The following is a 23,833-nucleotide window of genomic DNA, read 5'->3' as shown; positions in this document are numbered from 1 at the left end:
GTTGATATTCCCACCATCTGATCAAATTCCCCTAAAGCCAACTTAAACAGAGGTAATTGCAATGTCTCACAATATTCATACTGCGCTTACAATACCGCCGCCTGACCGACAAAAACCGTCGTTAAAGGTAAATGCGTTCGAAGCGTCCCGTACCATTAACTCCGCACTGACGCCCCTGTTCCCTTACATCTCTGAAGGTTGTATTGCGCCTTGCGCCAGTATTATGCGTGGCGGCAGCGATGCTTTGGGAGGTGTGTTTCAGCACTTCAACACAGTTGATGAGGTGGCTGTCGTGTTCGCTTCGGAGGGAACGGGCATGCGGCCGGGAGATGTGCATGTAGGTGACAAAAGCCACGTGGTGGGCTCTTTTATGCAGGATGACCCCAATTCATACATTCTCATCGTTGTGACCCAACGCCAGTCAGAGCAGGGTGTGAAGCAACAGGAAGCATTTACTCTCAACTGCGCGGAATGCCAGCATGTATTACTTGATCGCAAATTTGATGCTGTTGAAAACTACGCTGAGTCCACAGGTGTACCTGGGGGATACTTTGGCCCATTGGGCACAATTATGGAGTGTGGCGCAGGCGCGCAGGAATTCAACGCCAACGTGGAGCTGCGGACTTGCGATAACTGCGGCACTGTGAACGAGCCATTTAATATCGGCGTGTGGCAGTGGGACAATTACATGACTAACGCCTGGTGTGTTGACCAAAGCCTGAAGAGCTACTTTGAGTTCAATGGGCTAACCGGTAAAAAGCGGGCGGATCAGGTTTCATCGGAGATTAAGTGATGGCACGAAAGAGAAGATTCAATACCTTTAAAGAAGGCGCCAAATGCAGCGAGTATGATGAGTATCCGATATTAACAGCGGGTATCGATCCGCAGATGCATCTGAGTCGGAGTAATCATCAGCAGCCGTTTTACCTGATTTGTCAAAAAGACACGGTTCTCGCGCAGATGACAGGGTATGGCACGCTGGAATTGAAGGATTCTGCGATGTTGTATCACGATGTGAAACCAGGTGACCATGTGTACCTGCCAGCCGGAACGCCGCACCGCTATACTCCCAGCGAGGAATCTGTGCAGTACCGTTACAAGGCGGAAAACGCCGGATTAGAAGGTGTTGCATGGTACTGCGACAATTGTGGTGAGGAACTTAAAAGGGAGATTTGGGACACCGCGATTGAACTGCCACAACAGGGGTATCAACGCGCCTGCGAGGCTTTCAATGCCTCAAGCGCCGATCGACATTGCAACAGTTGTGGTACGGAGCACCCCAAGGTCAACTTGGAACTGTACCGTTGGACCGAGATTACCGATGAATTGAGCCAGGCATAGGCCAGTTTTCTGTATGGCCAACCCGCTACAGTTACGATCATGGCGGTGTTGGTCTTTTCCCTTCCTATCTGCCCTTTCTTCTTCAATATTGACAGCATGCTGATATTTTATTACTGTGCTGATCATGGCTACTAACAAAAAATCTGATATTAAACACACCACTGGTGGGGCTGCATTTACCGATATAGTCCTTGAAATTTTCCGATTGAACGGACGGATCATCGCCGCAGGCGATGAACTGGTTGGTGAACTGGGGCTAACCAGTGCCCGTTGGCAGGTGATGGGGGCGGCGGAAGGGGAGGAGCCGCTGACCGTTTCCCAAATAGCAAGAAAAATGGGCTTGAAGCGACAGAGTGTACAGCGTATTGTCGATGTATTGGTCAATGAGGGATTGCTTGTATTGATCGATAATCCCAGTCATCAGCGGGCGAAGCTGGTGAAGTTATCGGTCAAAGGAAAAAATTTATTGAAAAAGGTCGAAAAGTTACAGTGTGAGTGGGCCAACAGCATCGCTGCGGGACTCGATACCAAAGAGCTGAAATGTGCTCATGACGTCATTAGAGAGTTGCGTGTTCGGCTAGAGAACTAAACATACGCCAGCTGAAGAGCACCTATGTTCACGCCCATCCAGAAACTTGATCGCATAATATTGGCATCAGTTTTTGGATGGACTGTCCCAAACTCAATCGATTCTATATCCCTTTTAGCTGCTGGCGACGGTTTTCTGAGATCTAGCGGGTTTTAACTTACCGGTCAGCCGCAAGCCGTCTATCAGGTTCCTGGACATCAGGGTCAGGTTAATGGAGCCTGCAACCAGTTCAAGCACTTGTACACCGTAGAACATACTGTCAAAGATGCCGTCGGCAGCCATGCCGTTAAGGTAAAAAGCGCAGGGCATTAATATCGCAATACCGTTGATGGCGATAAACGGCATGCGCTTCTTCTTGCGTTCAATCACTGGGCCCCTACGCGTTTTTCCGAGTATGTTACCGGTTATACCGGTAATGGCCATTGCCGGTACCAAGATTACCATTCCCCAGACGATAAGTTGCTTCACGGTGGCAACGGCATCGGGGCTGCCAAACAGCTCCACAAGGATTGTTGAGCTAAAAAACGTAAAAATCATCAAAAAGGCAAGGGTTGCAGCGGCTGCGTGTAGTTTTGTCTTCATTTTGGTCTCCATCACAGAGTGTCAGTATCGGGCAGGCTCGTGGAACCCATGACCCATGGGGGGGAAGGTGTAACGAATCCTCTCAAAGTTGACAGTGTGCTGTCAATATGCGTGCATGTAAATCTATGCAAATACGGCCTAGAGGCCTGGGGTAAATTTCCTGCAGGTATAAGCAGAAGTCTGCTTATGAAATTAGAGGTAGCCATAGTCTGAACATCACGGAATTTAACGATCCCATATTGACAGTATGCTGTCATTATGGGATCGTTATTGTCATAAGCTGAAAGAGGCTCAATTGTCAGGGCCTTTCTCTTTAAAATCGTCGTAAATGTTGTTGTGAGGTATGTGATGGCACAGTTAGTTCAGCTCGATAAAGAAATCTCCTTTCTGGACCAGTTAAAAGTAGACGTGGGTCCAATCGTTCTCATCAATGTATTCCAGGTTCCCGAGGGAAAGGCTGAGGCGACCCTGGCGGCATGGACAGAAGATGCTGATTATATGAAGCGCCAACCGGGTTTTATTTCCACTCAGTTACATCGAGGGATTGGTGGCTCCAACATGTTTATCAACCATGCCGTTTGGGAGTCTTCGGCAGCGCTGCGCGATGCGTTTATGGACGAAGAATTTCAACGTCTTCGGGGTGCTTATCCGGAGGGCGTAACGGCTTCTCCTCACGTATTTCAAACCGTCGAAGTGCCAGGTATCTGCCTGGGAGAAATGAAGCCGCTAGGCTGAGTTAGCGTTACCAAAGAGAGGATACTGGTTGATGATTCGTTTTTTAAAAGAGGGTATATCCGAAGAGATTACTACTCAGGTTAATTCTCAGGTACGTGATACCGTTGAGTCCATTCTTCAAGGAATTGCTGAGCAAGGTGATGCCAAGGTTAGAGAATTGTCGGAGAAATTCGACAACTGGACACCGAACACATTCCGGTTGTCACAAGAGCAGATCCAAGCCTGTATCGACAGCCTCGCGGAAGAGACAGTACGTGATATCAAATTCGCGCAGCAGCAGGTAAAGAACTTCGCCAGGATTCAGCTCGAGTCTTTGCAGGATGTCGAAGTCGAAACCCGCCCGGGTGTAACCCTGGGGCACAAGAATATTCCTGTTAACAGCGTTGGTTGTTATATCCCGGGTGGTAAGTACCCTCTGGTAGCCTCCGCCCATATGAGTGTCGCTACTGCGAAAGTCGCAGGTGTCAAACGGGTGATTGCTTGTGCCCCACCTTTTAACGGCGAGCCCAATCCCGCCATCGTCGCAACCATGGCGTTAGCCGGTGCCGATGAAATTTACTGTTTTGGCGGCGTGCAGGCCGTTGGCGCGATGGCGCTCGGTACCGAGACCATTGCACCTGTCGATATGATCGTTGGACCGGGCAACGCTTTCGTCGCAGAAAGCAAACGCCAATTGTTTGGACGGGTCGGTATCGACCTGTTGGCTGGGCCGACTGAGACGCTGATCATTGCCGATGACGTTGGTTGTGATGCCGAGATGGCCGCTACCGATATTCTTGGTCAGGCCGAGCATGGTCCCAACTCACCATCCATTTTACTGACCAACAGCGAACAGCTAGCGCGCGCGACTATGGTCGAAATCGATCGACAGCTCGAAACATTGCCCACGGCGGCTATTGCGGGGCAAGCCTGGAAAGATTATGGGCAGGTGGTTGTGTGCGATTCCTACGAGGAGATGGTTAAAGTGGCCGATGATCTAGCGTTTGAGCATGTACAGGTGATGACGGAGAATCCTGACTACTTCCTGGATAACATGAGCAACTTTGGGGCGATGTTCCTTGGACCGGAGACCAATGTATCCTATGGTGATAAAGTGATTGGGACCAACCACACCTTACCAACCAGTAAAGCGGCCCGTTACACCGGTGGTCTGTGGGTGGGCAAGTTTATCAAGACCTGCACCTACCAGCGCGTTACACCGCAGGCCACGGTGGAGATTGGCGAGTATTGTTCTCGCCTCTGCGAGCTGGAGGGCTTTGCGGGCCACAAGGCGCAGGCCGATCTTCGGGTTAAGCGCTACAAAGTGGCCTGACGCACTACCTTTCCTATCGCTCTACAAAACAGCTTCCGGTCGACAGCACCGGGAGCGTGTTCTTGTTGTTCACATAAAATTGGCCGTTTATCTATGCATGAAAATTTGTCAGGAAAGGTGGTGCTTGTTACTGGCGCAACCGGCGGTATGGGGGAGGCCATTTCGTTGGCTTTGGCGAACGCAGGCGCGCGTGTCATCGTGGGGTACAACAGTAGCCTGGAAAAAGCGCAACTTCTGTGTCAGCGATTGCACGGTGAAGGCCACGTCGTTAAGAAGACGCCGGTACTCGAAAGCGGAGCGCTCAGCCAACTTGCCGTAGAAATTGCCGGGGAATTGGGGCGTCTGGATATCTTGGTCAACAACGCCGGAACCACACGCTATGTCGCTCACGAAGATTTGGACGGTCTTGATGATGCACTGATCGACCAGATTTTTAATACCAACTGGCGTGGTGCTTTCGCCTGTGTACGCGCATTTCGATCATTGCTGGCGGCGCAAGGAGACGGGCTGGTGATCAATATCTCATCAATTGCGGCGCTCACTGCATACGGCAGCAACGTCGCTTATTGTGCCTCAAAGGCAGCCATGAACAACATGACCCTTTCTTTGGCTCGTGCCTTGGCGCCCGCCATTCGGGTGATTGCCGTATCGCCGGGGCTAGTGGATACGGAGTTTGTTCGAGGGCTGGACCCGTCGTGGCGAGACCAGCAGGTGGACAACACGCCGCTGAAAAGGCTGGCATCACCGTCAGAAGTGGCCAATGCTGTCTTGGCTGCGGCTCAGACGCTGACATTCAGCACCGGCTGCATCATTCCTGTCGACGGGGGTCGTCCGCTCGTTTAGTTCGCGCCTGCCTTGTTTCAACTCTCCGCCATTTCCACCGGATCATTCAAAAAACGCCGCGATAAGCGGCGTTAAGCGATGCTTTAGATTTTCATATGGGCCTGTGACTCAATATTTGTAACCCACTTCGATGCCATAGGTTCGAGGAGCCGCGTAGGTGTGGATCAGCCCAAAAGAGTCGGCCGTTACGCCAGAGACGATTTCTTCGTCGGTGATGTTGCGACCAAACACGGATACATGCCAATGCTCATCGTTACTGGTAAAGGTGGCGTTGGCATTGATGTTGTCATAGCTGTCTGAGCGGATCAGGTCCTCCTCAAACGGACTGTGGTAGTTCTCGCCCTGGTAGTAGTACTCGAGGCCCAGTGACAGTTCGCCCAGGTTGAAAACCGGGATGGCATACTGAGCACTGAGGGAAGCGCTCCAGTCGGGAGATTTGGGTAGTGCATTGCCACTTACATCCACCGGCAGGGTGGTATCGGGGTCGGAAATCTCAATGCCGTCGGAGAATTTGGCATTTAGATAGGCCAGATTCAGGCCGAGGGACAACCGGTCGGTGATCTGGCCCAGGACCTCCAACTCGGCACCAAACACTTCGGCTTCGCCGGCATTGTCAATAAACAGGGTCGGCCCAAAGAAGGGGTGCAAGTAAGACTGGTTGACCTGCATGTCCGAATAATCATAGAGGAAAGCGCTGGCATTCAACCGCACGCGACCATCGTACAGCGTGGATTTGATGCCGGATTCCAGGCTCCAAAGCTCTTCAGGATCAAAGCTGTTGCTGGCGTCCTGTATATTGTAACCGCCGCTTTTGAAGCCCTTGGCGAGGTTGGCATAGATCATGATGTCGTCGCTGACGATATACTTTAGACCCAACTTGGGAGAAACATCGGACCAATCATCCTGGTAATCAATGCCAGAGTTGACGTCAAGCATTTCCTTGCTTTCGTGGCTGTAACGCAGGCCCAGTGTGGCAACCAGTTTTTCCGAAAGGTAATAGGAGGCTTCTCCAAACAGCGCGTAGGCGGTGTTATCCAGTGTTTTGGACTCCGTCGGCAGCGGCCCGTAGACGAAATAACTGTCGTTCTGGCGGGCATCGTCCTTCATGTACAACGCGCCTAGCAACCAATCAAAATTTCCGTCGCTGCCATCACCTGGCGCGGAGGTGAGTACGATCTCCTGGGAGTAGGTGCTGGAGGTGGACGTGGTGCCGTTATTGTGCAGGAGGTCAATTTCGGAGTCGTCCAGGTCTTCAAACGTCGGTCCGGTTTCGCCGCGATTGTAGGCACTAATGGAGGTAACCGTCGCCGAGTCAAAATTGTATTCCACTTTGGCGTTGTAGCCGTATTGCCGAGCCGGTCGATTGTCCTCCAAATTATGATAAGCCCTGCGTGGGCTCGAATCATAGGTGCCATTGGGACCGAAGGGTCCAAAGGGAAAGGAGAAGGCAAGTGCTGTGGACTCAACACGCTGATAAGCGACGCCGGAGCCATCCTGCTCGGAGTAGTCCGCCCGCAGGGTGATGTCAAGATCCTCGGTTGGTGTGATTAGCAGCGCCGCACGGACGCCGTTGTTATCAATGCGGTCGAAATCTTCACTACCCGGAAGTAGGTTTTCGCTGTAGCCATCATTTTCCGATTTGATCACGCTGATGCGACCCAGTACCGTCTTTGAACCCAGAGCACCGCTGATCGCCGCTCGATAGCGACGGCTCTGGTAGTTGCCCACTCGTACATCCATCTCCATTTCCAATTGCTCAGACGGGGCTTTGGAGACAATATTGATGGCGCCGCCAGTGGCATTACGTCCGTACAAAGTTGCCTGGGGTCCTTTCAGCACCTCAATGCGTTCAACGTCGATAAACTCTTGATTCGCGACCGACTGGCGTGACATGTAAACGCCATCGACATAGACAGCAACGCTATTGTCCACACCAATGCCAAAGGCGTTGGTACCAACGCCACGCATAGTGATTTGCGTGTCGCCGCTGAAACTGTCGATGTTCAGCCCTGGAGAGCTGAATTGCAAGTCCGTGATACGTTCAATCTGGGCTTTATCGAGAGAGGCGCTGGAAAATGCAGAAACGGTAACCGCGGCTTCTTGCAGGGATTCTGACCGCCGGTTGGCCGTGACCACAATTTCCTCTATCTGAAACGCCAACTCGTCGTCGCTCGTTGCGGTCTCTGTCGCCCAAAGTGTTGGGCTGATCAAAGACATCGAGACTAGATAGCCTGCGGCGACAGACGTGCCTGTGCGAGGTTTAAATCGATGCATACTGTGTCTCCTCGGAGATCAAATAAATTGTTATGAATAACAAGGTCTGTAGTTATCCCATTTGGAACTAGTGCCAGTTTATTAACCACCGCTAGCGGTTCCGATGGTATTTTTATTGACAGTATGCTGTCAATATGAAATGATGATTTCTCCTGCTTTCGTGAATTCCGCTCTTTCCGGACTATAAACGGGAATACGCATTAATGATGACAGAACAAAAACTCAGAACGAAAACAATGGTATGGGACCGACAGACTAGAGCGTTCCACTGGTCGTTGGTTTTACTCTTTACAGCTTTGTCGCTGACTGGGTTCAATAGCGAAGATAAACTCAGTGTGCATATCTTTCTGGGCGAAATTGTGACGGCTCTCGTGGTATGGCGCAGCTACTGGGGATTTCGAGGAAGCTACCATTCCAGGTTCAGCAGTTTTCTATACTCACCCGCCGATGTGTGGCTATTCGTGACCAACATGTTGACAGGGAAGAGACAGCGCTTCCTGGGCCACAATCCCTTAGCCGGATGGATGGTAATCGTTCTTTTAGGGGTGATATCGGTACAGATTGCATCCGGTCTGTTTGGTAGTGATGGTATTGCATTGAGTGGACCTTTGGCCGAATGGATCGCTGCCGATTGGTCCGAGGGGCTCGGAAATCTTCATGCGGTGAACTACCGGTTGCTATTGCTTTTGATTGCAGCTCATGTCCTTTCGGTGGTTATTCACTTGATGCTAAAGGACGACATACTCACGCCAATGATTACCGGTCGCAAACTGACTTCTCCGCCCCATAGAGATATCGAAAAGATCGGAAAGACAGAAGCACAGCGGGAATGAGTGTGTCACAGAAGACAGTTGTTACATCCAACCAGGGTACGAATTTATGGCTTATCAATATCTGAAATTCTTCCACGTATTGGGCGCCGTTCTAATGGGCGCCGGATTGATTGGCGTCTGGATATCGGACCTGCGCTCGCGACAGTTGCGCGACGACATCATTCCCTTCGCTGAGGCCATTCGGAATATTGCGCTTTTTTATAACGGCTTGACGTTTCCGGGTGCACTGATGATGCTGGTTACGGGCGTGTGGTTGGTCGTTGAATTCTACGGTGGTCTGGAATTTATCAAGGTGCCCTGGCTTGCGGGAATGATCTTTCTGTTTCTATTCGAGTTTATAGAGGGTAACAGTATTACCAGGGTCTATTTTGTCAAAGTTGGCCGTATTACGGAGCAATCCCTCAAGGCAGGCCAGATTACACCGGAACTGAAAAAGGTGACAGCCCAGCATTTACCCACATTCACTCACTTCCTGGATTTGCCCATTCTGTTCTTGATTATTGCGTTGGCTGTACTCAAACCCACTGACTGGACGACATTCTTCTATGGTTCAACGCTAGCCATAGTCACGGCAACGTTCTTCTCAGTCTATATACCCAGTAAGTATCCGTGGAACTCCGATACAGCTACTACGGCTGGGGTATAACTTCTTTCGGAACATGAACAGAGTATGAGGGAAACGAGGCAACACAATGACAATTTTTTTGCATTTTATCGTGGTATTCACCACCGGTCTGTACGCGGGAGGCTGTCTGCTGTCATCAACGGTGGTGCACCCTGCGAGATTAGCTTGCTCCGACAAGGAGGCATTGGCCCACATTCGGGCTGATCACAAATATGTTGAGTACTCTCTGCCCCTGATTCTCCTGTCTGCGGTATTGTCCAGTGGCGGCTACTGGTATCTGGCGGGGATGTCTGACCTGACGATATTGGTTGTCTGTGTACTGCTGTTTGCCATCGTCCCATACAGCGTCCTTGTTGTTGGCCCCACGCTCCATCGTTTGATGGACCCGTCCGCACGCTATGAAAAGAACGAGGTCAGGGGACTTTTGCAACGCTGGACCTGGCTTCACCTTGTGAGAACTCTGGTTGGTATTGCAGCGTTTGCCGCCATCATTTGGCAAAAGTGGGTTTAGAGCCTCGCAATGTGTATTTCTTGATTGTCGTTTGGAGGACATTGTGATCAATAGCAGAACCTTTGTGATTGTGGGCGCCGGTCCGGCGGGTGGTCAGGCGGCGATATCACTGCGCCGTTATGGCTTTAAAGGCAGAGTGATACTGATCGGGGAGGAACTTCACCTACCCTATGAGAGGCCTCCCTTGTCCAAGAACGTCCTGACCGACGGGGACGAAGAGGCGCCCGCACTGATTGCGCCGGAAGAAACTTATCGTGAGGCGGATATAGAGTTAATGCTGGATTGCCGCGTAGATGCTATTGACGTAAACATGAAGCGAGTGGTTTTAAACGACGGCCAAGCGCTTGAGTATGATCAGTTATTGCTGGCAACGGGTGGGACTCCTCGTAGACTGGAGATACCGGGCACCCATCTGCCGAATGTTCGTTATCTACGAACCTATGAAGACAGCCAGAAAATCCGCGAATATCTCGATGCCGGTAAACACGTGGTTGTGATTGGCGGTGGATTTATCGGTCTCGAGGTAGCAGCGAGTGCGAGAAAGCTGAACTGTCATGTAACGGTGATTGAGGCCGGGCAGCAGTTGATGGGGCGGGTGGTACCACCGGAAATAGCAGATTTTTTCACCGAGAAGCACCAACAAGAAGGCGTTGAGATCATCCTCGGTGTTATGCCAGAGGAAATCAAGGGGACAGACCTGGCAGAAAATCTGGTTCTCGCCGATGGACGCGAGATCCGCGCGGATCTGATTGTCGTTGGTATCGGTATCGTACCCAATGTCGCGCTTGCCAAAGAGGCTGGACTGATGGTTGAAAACGGTGTGATGGTGGATGAACAGTGCCGAAGTTCTAATCGTGATATTTTTGCCATTGGCGATATTGCATGCCGTTATCATCCCGCGTTTGATTACGCGTTTCGACACGAATCTTGGCAAAATGCTCTGGCCCAGGGCGAGTTAGCAGCGAGTGCCATGTCTGGGGCAGAGACAAAGTCGATTGATGCTCCCTGGGTGTGGTCTGATCAATACGACGTAAACCTTCAAATTGCTGGAGCTCCCCAAGCCTGGGATGAGGTGGTTATTCGAGGAGAAATCGGTAGCAGTGCCTTTTCGCTTTTCCAACGGCTGGAGGAAGAAGTAGTCGGCGTCATTTGTGTCAATCAAGGCAAGGAGATGGCAATCGCCAAGCGCCTAATCGGTACAGTTGGTATTGATCCTCAGCGCCTTGGGGACGACTCCGTAAAGTTAAGAACACTCATACCCAAAACGCCTTAACGTGTTAAAAGGAGGCAATAATGTCTAACTCAGAGATCAAAATCAGTGCATTTGATGGGACAGGTGAATTTTCTGCCTATATCGCCGAGCCGGAAGGCGCAGACGGCCCCGGATTGGTGGTGTTGCAGGAGGTTTTTGGTGTTAACCAGAACATGCGCGATGTGGCCGATGGCTTTGCCAAAATGGGGTATCGCGTGTGTGTACCCGACCTGTTCTGGCGCATAGAACCGGGCGTACAGCTTGACAGTGCCAGCGAAGAAGGACGCGAGAAGGCGATGGAGCTGTTTGGCAAGTTTCAACCCGCCACGGGCCTGCAAGACAGCATGGCAGCACTGGCATTTATGAAAGAGCGCTGCGAAAAAGTCGGCGTTGTGGGTTATTGCATGGGAGGGCGCCTGGCATACCATATGGCCACTGCTTCCGATGCCGATTGTTTGGTGGGTTACTACGGCGTCGGTATCGAAACGGTTTTGGACCAGGCCCCCAATATCAAGAACCCGTTGATGCTGCATATCCCCGCTGAAGACCATCTCTGCCAACCGGAGGCGCAAGCGAAAATCAACGAAGCGTTGGGCGATAACCCATTGGTTGATCTGCACACGTATGCCGGTGCGGGACATGCGTTTGCCCGGGTTGGTGGTCAAGGTTACGTTGAAAGTGCTGCCAAATTGGCAAATGTGCGTTCGGCGGAATTCTTTTCAAGGAACTTGCGATAATGCGGATCGAAAGGTAGGTGGAAATTATGTCCAACGATATTGCTATATTGGTGGGTACCGTCAGTGGCACGGCCGCGATGGTGGCGGATGAGCTGTTTGACGCCCTCGAAGAAGCGAGCTTCACCCCTGTATTGAAAAGCATGGATGAAGTTGATGCATCCATATTCGACCAACACAAGCTGATCTTAGTTTGTACATCGACAACCGGCAAGGGTGAAGTTCCGGACAACGCCAAAAAACTGTATGCGGAACTGAGTGAGACACGCCCCGACATGTCCGCAGTGCGCTATGGGGTTGTGGGTTTCGGCAGCAGTCACTATTCGGCAACGTTCTGCCGAGGCCCTCGTAGCTTTGATGAACTGATGCAAGCGTTAGGTGCCAAGAAGGTGGGTGAATCCTGTGAGCACGACGCACAGTCTGGGAACTACCCGGAGGAGCAAGCGCTGGAGTGGATCGTGTCCTGGACAAAAATGCTCTAAGTTTCACTTTAATTAATCAGGAATCACTATGGTTTGTGTTGAAGGCCCCAAGATTGATCGCTCCCTGCATTTGAACTTTCAAGGTGACTGGGGGCAGGCCAATTTTCACATGATTTTGGGTTGGTTGATGCAAGAGTTGGGGGACCGAACCGGTTCGCAATCGCGTACAGCTGTCTGGAATGGCGATGGCGGAGCCAGTGCCGCCAGGGCCGTTGGCAGTGGGGCGATGGATCTTGCCATCAGTACACCGGCACGCCTGGCGGTCAATGCCCTCGAAGGAACGGGTTTGCTCTTGGGAGAGCCGATCCCCGGCTTGAGAGCAATTGGGGTATTGCCGCAGAACGACCGCTTGGTGATAGCGGTACGGCAAGAGCTGGGTATCTGCACCTTTGAGGATTTGCGCAGAGTGAAACCCGCTCTGAAAGTTGCAATCTCTGCAGACGATGGTTCCAATCATATCGGCTTTTTGAGTCATCGGCTGATGGATGCGGCCGGTGCCGGTAAGCGCGAGGTGGAATCTTGGGGAGGACGCTACTACCAAGCCGCGAGGCCCGACTCCGTGCTCTCATGGTTGCACAACAAGGAGGTTGATGCAGTTGTTCAAGAGGCGATCATGACCCCTTGGTGGCACGAAATGCTTGAAGATCAGCCCTTGCATTATCTGCCGGTGGAGGAGTCGGTTCTTACCTATCTGGAAGAGAGTTATCACTGTCGTCGAGGCTTGTTGCCAAAGAACTATTTTAAGGATCTCGACCGTGAGTTGTCGACCCTGGACTTCTCCGACTTCATTTTGTTGGTGAGAGACGATATGCCGGATGATGTTGCTCATCTGTTGGCATGGTGCCTGACGGAAACACGCGGCACCATAGAGGCTCGCTTTCGGCATATCGCCCCCGAACGCAGCCCGCTCAGTTATCCGCTGGAACCCAAAAAGATGGCCAAAACCCCCATACCGCTGCATCCGGGGGCAAAGCGCCATTATGAGAATTATGGTTACCTCTAAAATCCGACGCGCTGTTCAATAAAGCGCATCCAGATCGACAGCTTTTGAGCGCGCAAGTGGAAGACGAGCATGGGTATTGATAATTCTCTCTTGTTGATCAGTGCACTTGCCGTATTGATTGCAGGCGTTAGCAAGTCCGGTTTTGGGGGCGGCCTGGTTATTCTGGCCGTACCCATTGTATCGCTGGTCGCAGAGCCGATTTTGGCGTTGGCAATCCTGTTACCGGTTCTGATCTTCATGGACTTTGTGAATGTCCATCGGTATTTTGGCAAGTGGGACAGGGAAATCGTCAAGAGAATATTCCCTGCAGCGCTACTTGGCACGATGATCGGCAGCCTCAGTCTGGTCAGCTTAAACCCAAATGTGCTGAAGTTGCTCATCGGCGCCTTAGCGATAGTCTTTACTATACATCACTACCTAAAACTGAAAGCACCCCATCAAGGTACCACGCCTGGGGATCACGTGTTCTCTTCCTATTTCTGGGGGGCTTTGGCGGCGTTTACCAGCTTTACTGCCCATGCAGGCGGTCCTCCCCTGAATATGTATCTATTGCCTCAGCGGTTGGAAAAGTTGGCATTTGTTGCGACCCTATCGGCGTTTATCGCACTGACCAATATCCTAAAGGCTTTATCCTACACCTATATGGGGCTATTTACCTATCAATCGCTGTTGATATCCGCGCTACTTATACCGGTTGCGGTTATCGGCACGCAGCTCGGTTTTTGGCTGCAGCAACGCCTCGATGAAGAGATATTCTATCGTTGTTGTTATGGCTTCCTACTGCTGGCGGGCTTCAAACTGCTTGCTTCTGGATTGAGCGTCATTTAGGTCTGCGGTTTCCGCAGGTACGCGATCGGGGGCTGTGACCACAGGGTGAATATAGGACCAAGTATGATGTTTTATAGAAGGGTGTTACTGAGATCGGCGGGGGCTAGATAGCCGTCTAAGACGGCTATCTTCTTATCTTGGGGGAAGATGTTCTACTCAGCCATGTTGGTAGTTACCTCACTGACTCAGCTCGATGGTGGCCACTTTTTCTTTGTGAGCGGTCTGGTGCTGTTGTTCAATAGAGATACAGCCCAGGTAAATGGACTCCTGCGCTGACACTTCACAACGGTGAACTTCGGAACTGTCAATACTGATTGCGATGATGACGGTGGTGTTCCCCATGGGCAGCCGATCGAGTTTAAACTCTCCAAACGCGTCCGTTGTTGCACTTGATACGACTGTGTGGTCGAGAAATGCGACAACGCTGGCGCCCACAACCGATTCCTCGTTGTCTCCGGTCTTCGAGACCACAGTCCCGGCGATAAATAGGGTGTCGAACAAGTGGTTATTTTTGTAGTGCACACGTGGTTTGGTATCGAGTTCGGGCCTTAAGGTCGCGAGATTTTCGGCGCTGATGAGGGTGTTCATCTCATTGTCCGTGATCTTTACCGTCTTGATCGCGCCGGTCGGACACACCTGATCCAGCCTTGTTTTCTTCCAGCCCCGATCCAACAGGTGTGCATCGAATATCCAAGCCTGAGGGATCTGCTGCTCTTCATTCCAATAAATGGCGTTGTAGGGGCACGCGTCAACCAGGTGTCTCTGCCCCCTGGCTTTGACAGGGTCGATCAGTACGATACCATCGTCGCGCTTGGTAACCGCGCCGTTTTCGCTGGCAGCCATGCAAGGTGCATTGTCGCAATGGTTACACATTACCGGGCGGAAGTTTGCCTCGACAACAGGTGCCTGTCCGCGCTCTATGCGCTCGATATCTACCCAGCGATGCCCCTTGTCGGGTTGCGCGGCGGAATATCCCGGATGATCGTTGCCGCAGTACTCGTCTTTCGTACTGATAAAACAATTGTTACAGTTGTGGCACTTAGCAACATCAATAATCATGTTCCACTTTTTCATGCGACTTCCTCCGAGTCTTCGTGATATCGTTCAACTTCAATCAGACAGGCGTTTGGTGCCATGGAGCTCGCGCGTTTCGATTGCGAACGATTGTTTGTCAGCAGATTCACACAACCCCCGCGATCGCAAGATTTACCAGGCTCGCCGACGGCTTCATACTCTGCCGAGGACTCATAGGAATGAACGACGCCAGGCTTCAGTCGCTGCGTGACAAAGGCCGCACCCAATACGGATCCGCGCTCGTTGAACAGCCTGACAATATCGTTGGTTTTGATGTTACGTTCGGCGGCGTCGCGGGCGTTGATGCGGATCACCCAATAGTAGTGCCCATTGATTTGTACGCGATGGTCCCTGATGTCGTTAATCGCACTTTCCTTTCCGTCACCCAGTGTGTGAAAGCTGTAACGTGAGTGTGCAGAGAGCAACTGCAACGGGAAGCGTTTCTTCAATTCCGTTGATCGCGTTCCTTCCCAGCTCGGTGTGTAGCGGTTAAGGGGGGGGCGCTCGGGGTCATTGACCTCTTTAAGACTGTTGGGTATAAACTCGATCTTCCCAGATTGCGTTTGCAGGCCATCCAGGAATTCTTCACCGTAATCACCCGGCAGGGGGTGGGGCTCCGGCACATCCTTCTTTCGACCCTCGTTAAACCATCGGTATGCGGTGGGGGCGCGTGCTTGAGGCTCATCGGGTGGTACAACAAAGTAGCCCTTTTTCAGAAATTCCTTCCAGGAGATCATGTCCGAAAGATCGGAGCCATCAAAGATCCGTTTTACCCAATCGAGCTCAGTGGAGCCTTCCGAGAAATAGGCCCCAAGATTGAGACGTTGAGACAGTTCAAAAAAGATTTGATAGTCAGATTTCGACTCGCCCAAGGGCTCGACGCAAGGGTGTTGCAGGGTAATTACCCGGTGATTCAACTGTGAGTAGAATTGATGCCCGTACCCGCCCGCGGAGGACCATTCGCCAATGTCCCAACGCTCGAAGTTAGTACAGGCGGGCAAAATAATGTCGGCAAACTGAGTTTCGCCCTCAAACCAAATAGACTGACTGACAACAAAGGGCAGCTTGTCAGAGCGGTACATTTTGATCCAGCGGTTGGAGTCTGGCATGGTTCCGATCTGAGCGCCGCCGTATTTGTAGAGTATCTGAATGTCCGCGTGTCCGGGAGCAGGGTATTTGAAGGGCAAGAATTGGCCATTCATGGAGGTTGGATCGGTAAAATAACCCTCAGCTTCGCCGTTTAGAATCGCATCCGGGAGCTTCAGGCGCGGGATCATTTGCTTGGAGGGATTCATCGACATTACGTGCGGTATGCGAGGGTAAGTATTCAAAGCTGCACCGGTGTTGGTCAAATCACCGGATATACCACCTTCAGCGTAGCCAGGGAACCAGAACGTATAGTCCACGGGCGCGCCCTGTTGCAAGTTGCCGAAATTAACGCCCGGTTTGCCGATGCCCTGCATCGCCATCATGATGACCATCATGCGCGCCCATTGTGAGCCGGTGGCGCTGCGGCATGCGCCGCCAAAGCCGTTGCCATAACCTCCCGCCGCCAGATAGGTTCGCTTGGTGCCCCATTCGCGCGCGAGGGCGCGTACATCGCGCGCCGGTACGCCGGTTTCGCTTTCTTGCCACTCGGGGGTTTTAGGGATGCCGTCGTCCTCACCGAGAATATGTGCCGCCCATTCGTTAAAACCGGTGGTACGTTTTTCGACAAAGGCTTTATCGTAGAGGCCTTCTGATATCCAGACATGACATATCGCTTGTGCCATCGCGGGGTCGGTGCCAGGCTTGGGTGCTATCCACTTGCCGCCAAGGAAGGCGGCGGTATGGTTTAAATGGGGATCGATGTGTACCATCTGGATGCCGAGTTCCTTGGCCCACATCCGCCGAATGGTGCCTTCGTAGGCGCCGTAGCAGCCGTTGGTGGCTTCGGGATCACTGGACCAGAACACCATTAATTCGGCATTTTTCAGGCAATCTTCAACCTGACCAAAGGGCTCGCCAATGCCGAGGCGCATGCTGTGACCCCAGTGGTGCTGGGCCCCCCAGTACCAACCCTCCCAGCTGTCCGGGTTGTGAACGACTTTTGTGTGTCCCACGCCGTTAAAAAATCGGATCAGGGCGCTGAGGTAGTAACCCACATTGCCCCAATTGTGGTGAGAACCATGGCTAACGGCGATCGCTCCGGGACCGAACTCGCGTTTGACGCGTTTGAATTCGCTAGCAACAATGTCGAGCGCTTCGTCCCAACTAATACGCTCGTATCCGGACTCGCCACGGTTTTGGGGGTTCCTCTCTCCGTTTGGATCAAAGTCCACTCGCTTCATTGGATAGAGATTGCGCTTCTCGCTATTGATCATAGACTTCCAGGACAGGGCGTAGGGAGCCGCCGAGGTCTGGCGCGGTGGCCTGAATGCTTGTCCGCGGGCCTCAATGGACCAAGATTTCGCGTCTTTTTCTGTGAACTCAATGGGCGTGATGCGCACTATCTTGTCGTCTTTGACGTAGACGTGAACTGGACCACCATTGGTGCAGTTCACGTAACGGGTCTCGCCGTTACCCATTGGTTCGCCATACTGCCAGCTTGCAGTTTCCATCATAGTCAGGGTTTGCAAAAACCAGCATACCAGTTCGTCGGGCCCAATGACGCCCATCTGAAAGTTCTTCGCCGCGTGGACCTGTAAGCCCTTGTCAATAGGAGGGGTTAGTACTTTCTCAGCGATGCGCTGGTTTTTGAAGAACATGGTGATGTCGGGCGAAGGGTGAATCCCTGGATTTGAAGTGATTTTCCCGTTCAGGATCACAATGTATCGGCCTTTGGAGTTGTCCTGCAGTTTTATTTGCACCGTCAGGTTCTTCTGCTGAAGACGCTCTTTGAATGAAGGATGCCGCCAAGCGGTGTACTTCAACGCTTGTACCATACCGAAAAGAAGTATCGAGAATTTCATCATTTCCCCTTAAGAGTTACTGTCTGGGAGTTTTGTGACGCATGCGGTTTTCGAAGCGAAAAGGTCAGAAGCAAAAGCTACAGCAATGACAGTATGCTGTCAAATAGGCTGGGTTGTTTGCATTTCAGAGGTTGCGTTCTCATGTAAACAACATATTGCCTGCTAGCGAGGCAAAGTTAGTCTCGATTGGAATAAGTAGATGGTGGCTTGTTCCCAAAGGTGTTTTATAGGACTTCGAGCATTTCACTTATTGACAGCATGCTGTCATTTGTGGGATTATAGATTGACAGTCAAAGCCATTCGGCAACCAGGCTTCAAAGTGCAATAAGCGCTGAGTTCAATGAAGGTCTAACGTAGATCTACAGCAAGGCGTAGATTCTTTCGGAAAAAAGAGCAGGAGATGATGATGGCGGTAAGCTTCCTAAAACATGTGGCCCTGGAAGTCCCACAAGATCGTATGAGTGAGGCTCAAAGCTTCTATACGGATTTTGGTTTGGAAATCTCCAGCAGCGATTCTGTTTTGTCATTTCGCTGCGTTGGCCGTGAGTATGAATGTCTGCATATCATTCCGGGTAATGCAAAACGCTTACACCATATTGCGATGGGTACAAGCGAAGAGGGGCTGAAAGAAATCTGTGAGAACATACAGCAGTGCGGCGGCACCATTATGTCGCCACTTGAGGGCTATTCCGATGACGGTGTTTGGCTGTCCGACCCTCACGGGGCGATATTCCATGTGGTGGTGGTGGCGAGAGAGGCAGAGCTGCCAGAGGAACCGGAGTTCAAGATCAACTCGCCGGGGAATTACAACCGGGTGAATGAGGGAGCATTGCCGCCGAAGTCCACCATCCCCGCTCTCAATCCTCGCCGCTTGGGGCATGTGATGATGTTCACTCCCGATCTGGATCAAACGATTGCGTTTCTGGAGCAGGGATTGGGTATGCGCCTGTCGGACCGCAGTCAATCGGCCGTTGCGTTTCTCCACTGTCAGGGTGGCAGCGATCACCATGTGATCGCGCTGGCACAGTCCGACGGGATTGGCTTTCATCATGCGAGTTTCCAAATGGGGACACCCGACGAAGTGGGGCTGGCCGGTGCCAGAATGCAGGAAAAGTGGGGCAGTGAAGGCTGGGGATTTGGTCGTCACGCCATCGGCTCCAACTTCTTCCACTATGTGCGCGATCCCTGGAACAGCTACCTGGAGTACTACTGCGATATCGATTATATCGCCGACAGCGATAACTGGACGGCCACAAACTGGCCACTTGAGGACTCTCTGCATACCTGGGGGCCCAATCCGCCTGCCGATTTCACCAAGAACTATGAAGCCAGTGAGGCTTAGGGTTCCCACGCAACAAAAATGCTGTTTTTGGCTAACCTGGCCGCAAAGACCAACGTCAATCAATTGGATGAGTTGTAATGAAACTAGTTAGATATACTCGCGATAACATAACTGCTATGGGTGTCGTTAAAGACGATGGCATTGTCGATCTCAAGGCGCTGATACCGGGCTTTGATGGTGGCATGATCGAGCTGCTACAAAGTGAAAGTACACTGGCAGCGATCAATGAGCGCTTGGCAGCAGCGGATATTACCCTGAGCCTGAAAGACGTTACGCTGGAAGCACCGCTCACCAATCCGCGTAAGTTTTTGGCGATTGGTATGAACTATCAGAAGCATGCCGAAGAGGCTAAAGCCAAGGGTATTACACCACCGGAGCACCAGTTGTGGTTTAACAAGCAGGTCTCGTGTATTACTGGTCCCTTCAATGATGTTGAGTTGCCAACAGTCTCTGAGCAACTGGATTATGAGGTCGAGCTGGCTTTTGTGATCGGTAAAAGATGCCGACATGTTAAAGTTGAAGATGCCGCCGATGTTATTGCGGCTTATACCGTTTGTAATGACGTCAGCGTCAGAGATTGGCAGCTGCGTGTGCAAACCTGGACCATGGGTAAATCCTTTGATACCCATGGACCTATTGGCCCGTGGTTGGTAACCAAAGATGAGATTTCAGACCCGCACACGCTAGACCTCAAGTGCTATGTCAACGGCGAATTGCGGCAGTCTTCAAATACCAGTGACCTTATTCACGATTGCTACCAGATGGTGGAGCATCTCTCTACCGTTATGACGCTGGAGCCTGGCGATATTATTGCCACTGGAACACCTTCCGGAGTTGGTGTCGCGATGCAACCTCCTCAATTTTTGAAAGTGGGCGACGTGGTTCGCTGCGAAGTCGAAAACATAGGTTACATCGAAAATACCATTGTGGCTGAGGGCTGATACAACAGTTCAGTTCGATAGTGGTAACAAAACCGGAGGTGGTATGACTAAGAAGATCAGGCGCTTCGAGATGGAGGAGCTACCGGAAGATCTTTCCCAATACCTGGCGCCCAGGGTAGAACGTTTGGGGTATCTGGGAGAATTTTTCAAATGTGGGGCTGCGAAACCACAGGCACTGCTGGCCTTCCAGCAATTTACTGAAGAATCAAAAAGAGGCCAGTCCAAGCGCCTCGTTGAAGTTGTTGCATTAACAGCTGCGATGGCGCTCGGTAACAACTATGAGCGCAACCAACACGAAAGACTCAGTATCCGTTTGGGCTTTGGGCGGGACTGGGTGACGGCAGTAGAAGCCTGCGATCCCCAGTCGTCAACGCTTCTGGGTGATGACGAGAAAGCCGTACAGGCTTATGTGCTTGCCGCTATCAAGGGGCACGGTCACGGCGTTAGTGCACAGCTCGACGCGTTGATCGATGTAGTCGGCGCCTATGACGCCGTGGGCATCATGATGGTGCTGGGGCGCTATATGACCCATGCATTGATGGTGAACAGCCTGGAGCTCGCTCCGCCGGTGCCCTCCATTTTTGAAGACGGTTTTACAGGTTGATTGTTCAGGAGTAAGTAATGGAGCCTATTTGGATCACCGAGGCCGAGGTGGTGGAGCTGATGCACCTGGGGCAGGCGATTGACGCGCTGGAGAGTGGCTTAAAGCTAGAGGCTGCTGGCCAGGCACAGAACATGGTCAAAACCCACGTGAAGTGGGAGGGCGGCCACACCTTGCACGCCATTGGCGCAACCTTTGAGGGCGCGGGCGTGTTTGGCACCAAAACCTGGGGTCACACCGCCGGTGGCGCAACACCGCTGCTGATTATTTGGGACTCAGCTACGGGTAATCTGCGGGCCATCATTGAGGCGTTTGCCCTCGGACAGATGCGCACCGGGGGCATTTCCGGAGTTGCAACCAAGTGGATGGCCGCACCGGATGCCAGTGACATGGCTCTGATCGGAACGGGTAAGCAGGCGATTACTCAGGTGGCCGCCGTTGCGGCTGTACGTGACCTCAAACGTATCCGTGTGTATAGCCCCAGGCCCGAAAGTCGTGAGCAATTCGCCGCCCATCTGCGTGGTCAGGGTTTTGACTTTGAAGTGATGACGACGGACTCCGTGTCATCGGCCACCGAGGGCGCGAGCATTGTGACGGCGGTTACCCGAGCGCAGCAGCCGTTTATTTGTGCCGATAACCTGGCCAAAGGGACTCACTTGAATGCAGTGGGTGCCATTACGCCGGAGCGTGAGGAGTTCACACAGGATGTCTTTGATCGCGCCGGCCTGATCGCCGGAGACAACCCTGCGGCTGTTGCCAAGCTCTCCCGTGAATTTATGACTTACTATGAAGCCCCGACACACGACTGGAACGCGGTTAAGCCGCTTTGTGATCTGGTAGCTGGTGGTGCAGGTCGCTCCGAGGATATCGATATCAGCCTGTTCAAGGCGATGGGTATGGGCATCTCAGACCTGTCTCTGGGACTGGTGGTTCTGAATGAGGCTTTGGCGCAGGGAAAAGGCTGTGCCATACCGCATCCCCAGCGTGTTCAGCCAAGGCTTCGCGCGGTGTAACTTAATGAGGAGAAACTTCGACTATGCATAATTTCAGACAATCCTTTGAAGAAGGACATGCGGGCTTTGTGTGCCAAACCGGAATACCGGTTAAGACGAACGAGCCTTGGGCTCCCGTGATTGTGACCAAGGAGCAAATTGATGATGAGATTTCCCGTCTGGCGTCGCTGCCGGCACCAGGGAACGGCCGTCGCTCTTCGCTGATTGTGCACCCGGCTGCCAGCTTGGCCACGCCGGGCCTCGCTCCCGGTATTCAGGTCACACTGAATGTTCTGAAGCCAGGCGAGCAAACAGTGCCTTTTCGCCACAATGCAACGGAAGTGAACTTTTGCATTCAAGGACGTGGTCATGTCAACATCGCCGGCAAGCGCACCGACTTTGGACGTTACGACGTCTGGAATATGCCCTCGTGGGTGCCCTACTGCCATGGCAACGATTCCGACGAGCTGATGGTGATGTTGACCTACACCAATGTACCTCTGCTGCAGCATATGCAAATTCACATGACTGAAGAGGGCGAAGCTATCACCGTTGCAGAGAAGGCCGCGGTTGAAGATGACGACTCAATCAATCCGCGTCGAATCAGCCCCTACGGCACCTTCCAATTGACAGACGAGGGCGCCATGTTGATGCCCTACGAGAAGCTGATCAACCCGCCTGTGGTGGAATCCAACCCCTTGCACTGGCCTTGGAAGAAGGTTGAGGCGGAGCTGAAAAAACTGGAAGCGCTTGGTCAGGACTACATAGGACGCCGTCTGTACCTACTTTACAATCCGATTACCGGTAGGACCAACGGTACTACGCCCAACTTCTTTGCCACAATGACGATTCGTCCGCCGAAAATTGTCGACCGTCCACACCGTCATGCTTCTGCGTCAATCAACTACTATTTCCATGGCTCAGGACGCAGTTCCGTTGCCGGCAACGTATACGAATGGAAAGCCGGGGACTTGATGTTGTCTGCGCCAGGTTGGGCCGTTCACAACCATGCCTCGTACGATGACTACGTATACGAATTGACGATTCAGGACCAACCGTTGACTATCGCGATGGAATCCCTGCTGTGGCAGGAGAATCTCAAAGAGCCCGCTGCACTGCTGGGGGCGCAGATGGGGTTTGATACCAATCGTGGATAAGTCCGCTTCTTCGTAACTCTCTGCGATGAGTTTGGCGAAAGAGGGTGATCCTCTTTCGTCTTTTTTGATTGATGCTAACTGGATTCCACACCAGAGAGCGCAACTTCAATGGATTATTTCCACTAGTCTGGTCAGCAAGAGTAGAAATATGTCGCCAAAATTCATCAATTCTGTTAACGACGAACAGCTGCCGTTCTAAGTGACGGTGATTTCTGATTCGCGCATTCACGGTGTAACGAGTACTGGCAGCGAACATGCCGGTCACGCGGTCGCCTCCGCTGCGGGACGTTACGTGTAGCTATAGCTTCTGGGGTTCACCAGAAATCCCGGTACGAGATGTGGCAGCTCTTACAGCTTCTGGCTGCGCTCCTAAGAGCATTCATAGCCTGTTTCTTGTGGTTACTTTGTATCGCGCTTTCCAGATCTCTTAGATTGCCGAGGTAGTCGCTCATGAGCTGCTCGAATCGGGGCCACTCGTCCCATATATCAGCGTCCGCTTTCGTTTTTCCTTGATAGGATACCGGTGTAAACGCGGCGATCAGGTGCTGACTCTCGTTGCTGATATTCCTAACAATAGCCAGGGCGTCCCCACTGGTAAGATTATCGCTTTTTTTGATCGAACGTTTTAGTAGTTTCAGCTGACTCTCGATGTGCCCGAACGTCTCTTGCCGGTAATTGATCGCGGAGGCGGCATCATCGAACTCCAGAGCGAAAGTTGCGCCGGATGACAGGGCAGAGATCAACAGTAAATGTTGGATTCCTTTTTTAAACACGAGTTTTCCTTTGTTCACGGGTGTAAATCCAACTTATCAATTAGACAGCATGCTGTCA

The 23,833-nt window shown here is 52.0% G+C and carries 24 protein-coding genes; 19 read left to right on the top strand and 5 right to left on the bottom strand.

Annotated features, from left to right (window positions below):
- The first annotated feature begins 61 nt into the window (after positions 1-61).
- The 3 genes from HBA55_RS02185 (at position 62) to HBA55_RS02175 (ending at position 1,930) form a co-directional block, all read left to right on the top strand.
- Positions 62-793, top strand: a complete 732-nt coding sequence (locus HBA55_RS02185; protein WP_166986417.1) for a cupin domain-containing protein — start codon at positions 62-64, stop codon at positions 791-793.
- Positions 793-1,341, top strand: a complete 549-nt coding sequence (locus tag HBA55_RS02180; RefSeq protein WP_166986414.1) for an AraC family ligand binding domain-containing protein — start codon at positions 793-795, stop codon at positions 1,339-1,341. Before HBA55_RS02185 ends, HBA55_RS02180 begins: the two co-directional genes overlap by 1 nt.
- Before the next feature lie 124 nt (positions 1,342-1,465).
- Positions 1,466-1,930, top strand: coding sequence for a MarR family winged helix-turn-helix transcriptional regulator (locus tag HBA55_RS02175; RefSeq protein ID WP_166986411.1), 465 nt, complete (start codon positions 1,466-1,468; stop codon positions 1,928-1,930).
- A 114-nt stretch (positions 1,931-2,044) separates the two neighbouring features.
- Here HBA55_RS02175 and HBA55_RS02170 read toward each other — a convergent pair whose 3' ends face one another.
- Positions 2,045-2,512: a hypothetical protein gene (locus tag HBA55_RS02170; protein WP_166986408.1), complete on the bottom strand. Its 468-nt coding sequence runs from the start codon at positions 2,510-2,512 to the stop codon at positions 2,045-2,047.
- A 348-nt stretch (positions 2,513-2,860) separates the two neighbouring features.
- On the opposite strand from HBA55_RS02170, the gene HBA55_RS02165 reads away from it, so the two are divergent.
- The 3 genes from HBA55_RS02165 to HBA55_RS02155 all read left to right on the top strand — a co-directional run bounded on the left by HBA55_RS02165 (position 2,861) and on the right by HBA55_RS02155 (position 5,402).
- On the top strand, positions 2,861-3,247 hold the full coding sequence (locus HBA55_RS02165; RefSeq protein WP_166986406.1) for an antibiotic biosynthesis monooxygenase family protein: 387 nt from the start codon (positions 2,861-2,863) through the stop codon (positions 3,245-3,247).
- A 31-nt stretch (positions 3,248-3,278) separates the two neighbouring features.
- Positions 3,279-4,559, top strand: coding sequence for a histidinol dehydrogenase (hisD, locus tag HBA55_RS02160; protein WP_166986404.1), 1,281 nt, complete (start codon positions 3,279-3,281; stop codon positions 4,557-4,559).
- 120 nt (positions 4,560-4,679) lie between these two features.
- Entirely contained in the window at positions 4,680-5,402 is a 723-nt protein-coding gene (locus HBA55_RS02155; RefSeq protein WP_206019486.1) for an SDR family oxidoreductase, read from the top strand.
- 108 nt (positions 5,403-5,510) lie between these two features.
- Here the strand turns inward: HBA55_RS02155 and HBA55_RS02150 are convergent, their stop codons facing one another.
- Positions 5,511-7,676, bottom strand: a complete 2,166-nt coding sequence (locus HBA55_RS02150) for a TonB-dependent receptor (RefSeq protein WP_166986398.1) — start codon at positions 7,674-7,676, stop codon at positions 5,511-5,513.
- A gap of 203 nt (positions 7,677-7,879) precedes the next feature.
- On the opposite strand from HBA55_RS02150, the gene HBA55_RS02145 reads away from it, so the two are divergent.
- The 8 genes from HBA55_RS02145 to HBA55_RS02110 all read left to right on the top strand — a co-directional run bounded on the left by HBA55_RS02145 (position 7,880) and on the right by HBA55_RS02110 (position 13,944).
- A complete protein-coding gene (locus HBA55_RS02145) occupies positions 7,880-8,509 on the top strand; it encodes a cytochrome b/b6 domain-containing protein (RefSeq protein ID WP_166986395.1) in 630 nt (209 codons plus the stop codon).
- Between the two features lie 46 nt (positions 8,510-8,555).
- Positions 8,556-9,155 (top strand): DUF2269 family protein, encoded by a 600-nt coding sequence (locus HBA55_RS02140; protein WP_166986392.1) that lies wholly within the window; start codon positions 8,556-8,558, stop codon positions 9,153-9,155.
- 46 nt (positions 9,156-9,201) lie between these two features.
- Entirely contained in the window at positions 9,202-9,645 is a 444-nt protein-coding gene (locus tag HBA55_RS02135) for an anthrone oxygenase family protein (RefSeq protein ID WP_166986389.1), read from the top strand.
- A gap of 43 nt (positions 9,646-9,688) precedes the next feature.
- The gene (locus HBA55_RS02130) at positions 9,689-10,918 is read left to right on the top strand and encodes an FAD-dependent oxidoreductase (RefSeq protein WP_166986386.1); all 1,230 of its coding nucleotides are present in this window, start codon (positions 9,689-9,691) and stop codon (positions 10,916-10,918) included.
- Between the two features lie 20 nt (positions 10,919-10,938).
- The gene (locus HBA55_RS02125; protein ID WP_166986383.1) at positions 10,939-11,634 is read left to right on the top strand and encodes a dienelactone hydrolase family protein; all 696 of its coding nucleotides are present in this window, start codon (positions 10,939-10,941) and stop codon (positions 11,632-11,634) included.
- A gap of 26 nt (positions 11,635-11,660) precedes the next feature.
- On the top strand, positions 11,661-12,113 hold the full coding sequence (locus tag HBA55_RS02120) for a flavodoxin domain-containing protein (protein ID WP_166986381.1): 453 nt from the start codon (positions 11,661-11,663) through the stop codon (positions 12,111-12,113).
- 28 nt (positions 12,114-12,141) lie between these two features.
- Positions 12,142-13,116: a TAXI family TRAP transporter solute-binding subunit gene (locus tag HBA55_RS02115; protein WP_166986378.1), complete on the top strand. Its 975-nt coding sequence runs from the start codon at positions 12,142-12,144 to the stop codon at positions 13,114-13,116.
- 69 nt (positions 13,117-13,185) lie between these two features.
- Positions 13,186-13,944 carry a sulfite exporter TauE/SafE family protein gene (locus tag HBA55_RS02110; protein WP_166986375.1) on the top strand — a complete coding sequence of 253 codons (759 nt, stop codon included), beginning with the start codon at positions 13,186-13,188 and terminating at the stop codon, positions 13,942-13,944.
- A 177-nt stretch (positions 13,945-14,121) separates the two neighbouring features.
- On the opposite strand, the gene HBA55_RS02105 is transcribed toward HBA55_RS02110, so the two are convergent.
- Both HBA55_RS02105 and HBA55_RS02100 read right to left on the bottom strand, forming a co-directional pair.
- Positions 14,122-15,018, bottom strand: coding sequence for a 4Fe-4S dicluster domain-containing protein (locus HBA55_RS02105; protein WP_166986372.1), 897 nt, complete (start codon positions 15,016-15,018; stop codon positions 14,122-14,124).
- Positions 15,015-17,969, bottom strand: coding sequence for a molybdopterin-dependent oxidoreductase (locus tag HBA55_RS02100; RefSeq protein ID WP_166986369.1), 2,955 nt, complete (start codon positions 17,967-17,969; stop codon positions 15,015-15,017). The genes HBA55_RS02105 and HBA55_RS02100 overlap by 4 nt, the downstream gene beginning before the upstream one ends.
- Positions 17,970-18,369: 400 nt before the next feature.
- On the opposite strand from HBA55_RS02100, the gene HBA55_RS02095 reads away from it, so the two are divergent.
- From HBA55_RS02095 to HBA55_RS02075, 5 genes are all read left to right on the top strand, one after another.
- The gene (locus HBA55_RS02095; RefSeq protein WP_166986366.1) at positions 18,370-19,311 is read left to right on the top strand and encodes a VOC family protein; all 942 of its coding nucleotides are present in this window, start codon (positions 18,370-18,372) and stop codon (positions 19,309-19,311) included.
- 77 nt (positions 19,312-19,388) lie between these two features.
- Positions 19,389-20,252: a fumarylacetoacetate hydrolase family protein gene (locus HBA55_RS02090; protein ID WP_166986363.1), complete on the top strand. Its 864-nt coding sequence runs from the start codon at positions 19,389-19,391 to the stop codon at positions 20,250-20,252.
- Positions 20,253-20,295: 43 nt separating this feature from the next.
- Positions 20,296-20,856: a carboxymuconolactone decarboxylase family protein gene (locus HBA55_RS02085; RefSeq protein ID WP_206019485.1), complete on the top strand. Its 561-nt coding sequence runs from the start codon at positions 20,296-20,298 to the stop codon at positions 20,854-20,856.
- 17 nt (positions 20,857-20,873) lie between these two features.
- A complete protein-coding gene (locus HBA55_RS02080; protein ID WP_166986360.1) occupies positions 20,874-21,866 on the top strand; it encodes an ornithine cyclodeaminase family protein in 993 nt (330 codons plus the stop codon).
- 23 nt (positions 21,867-21,889) lie between these two features.
- Positions 21,890-23,002: a cupin domain-containing protein gene (locus HBA55_RS02075; RefSeq protein ID WP_166986356.1), complete on the top strand. Its 1,113-nt coding sequence runs from the start codon at positions 21,890-21,892 to the stop codon at positions 23,000-23,002.
- Between the two features lie 314 nt (positions 23,003-23,316).
- Here the strand turns inward: HBA55_RS02075 and HBA55_RS02070 are convergent, their stop codons facing one another.
- The gene (locus tag HBA55_RS02070; protein WP_166986353.1) at positions 23,317-23,793 is read right to left on the bottom strand and encodes a cytochrome c; all 477 of its coding nucleotides are present in this window, start codon (positions 23,791-23,793) and stop codon (positions 23,317-23,319) included.
- Positions 23,794-23,833: the final 40 nt, after the last annotated feature.

Source organism: Pseudomaricurvus alkylphenolicus (assembly GCF_011683955.1).
GTDB classification, from domain to species: Bacteria; Pseudomonadota; Gammaproteobacteria; order Pseudomonadales; family Cellvibrionaceae; genus Pseudomaricurvus; species Pseudomaricurvus alkylphenolicus.
This window is presented reverse-complemented; position numbering and strand designations above follow the sequence as displayed.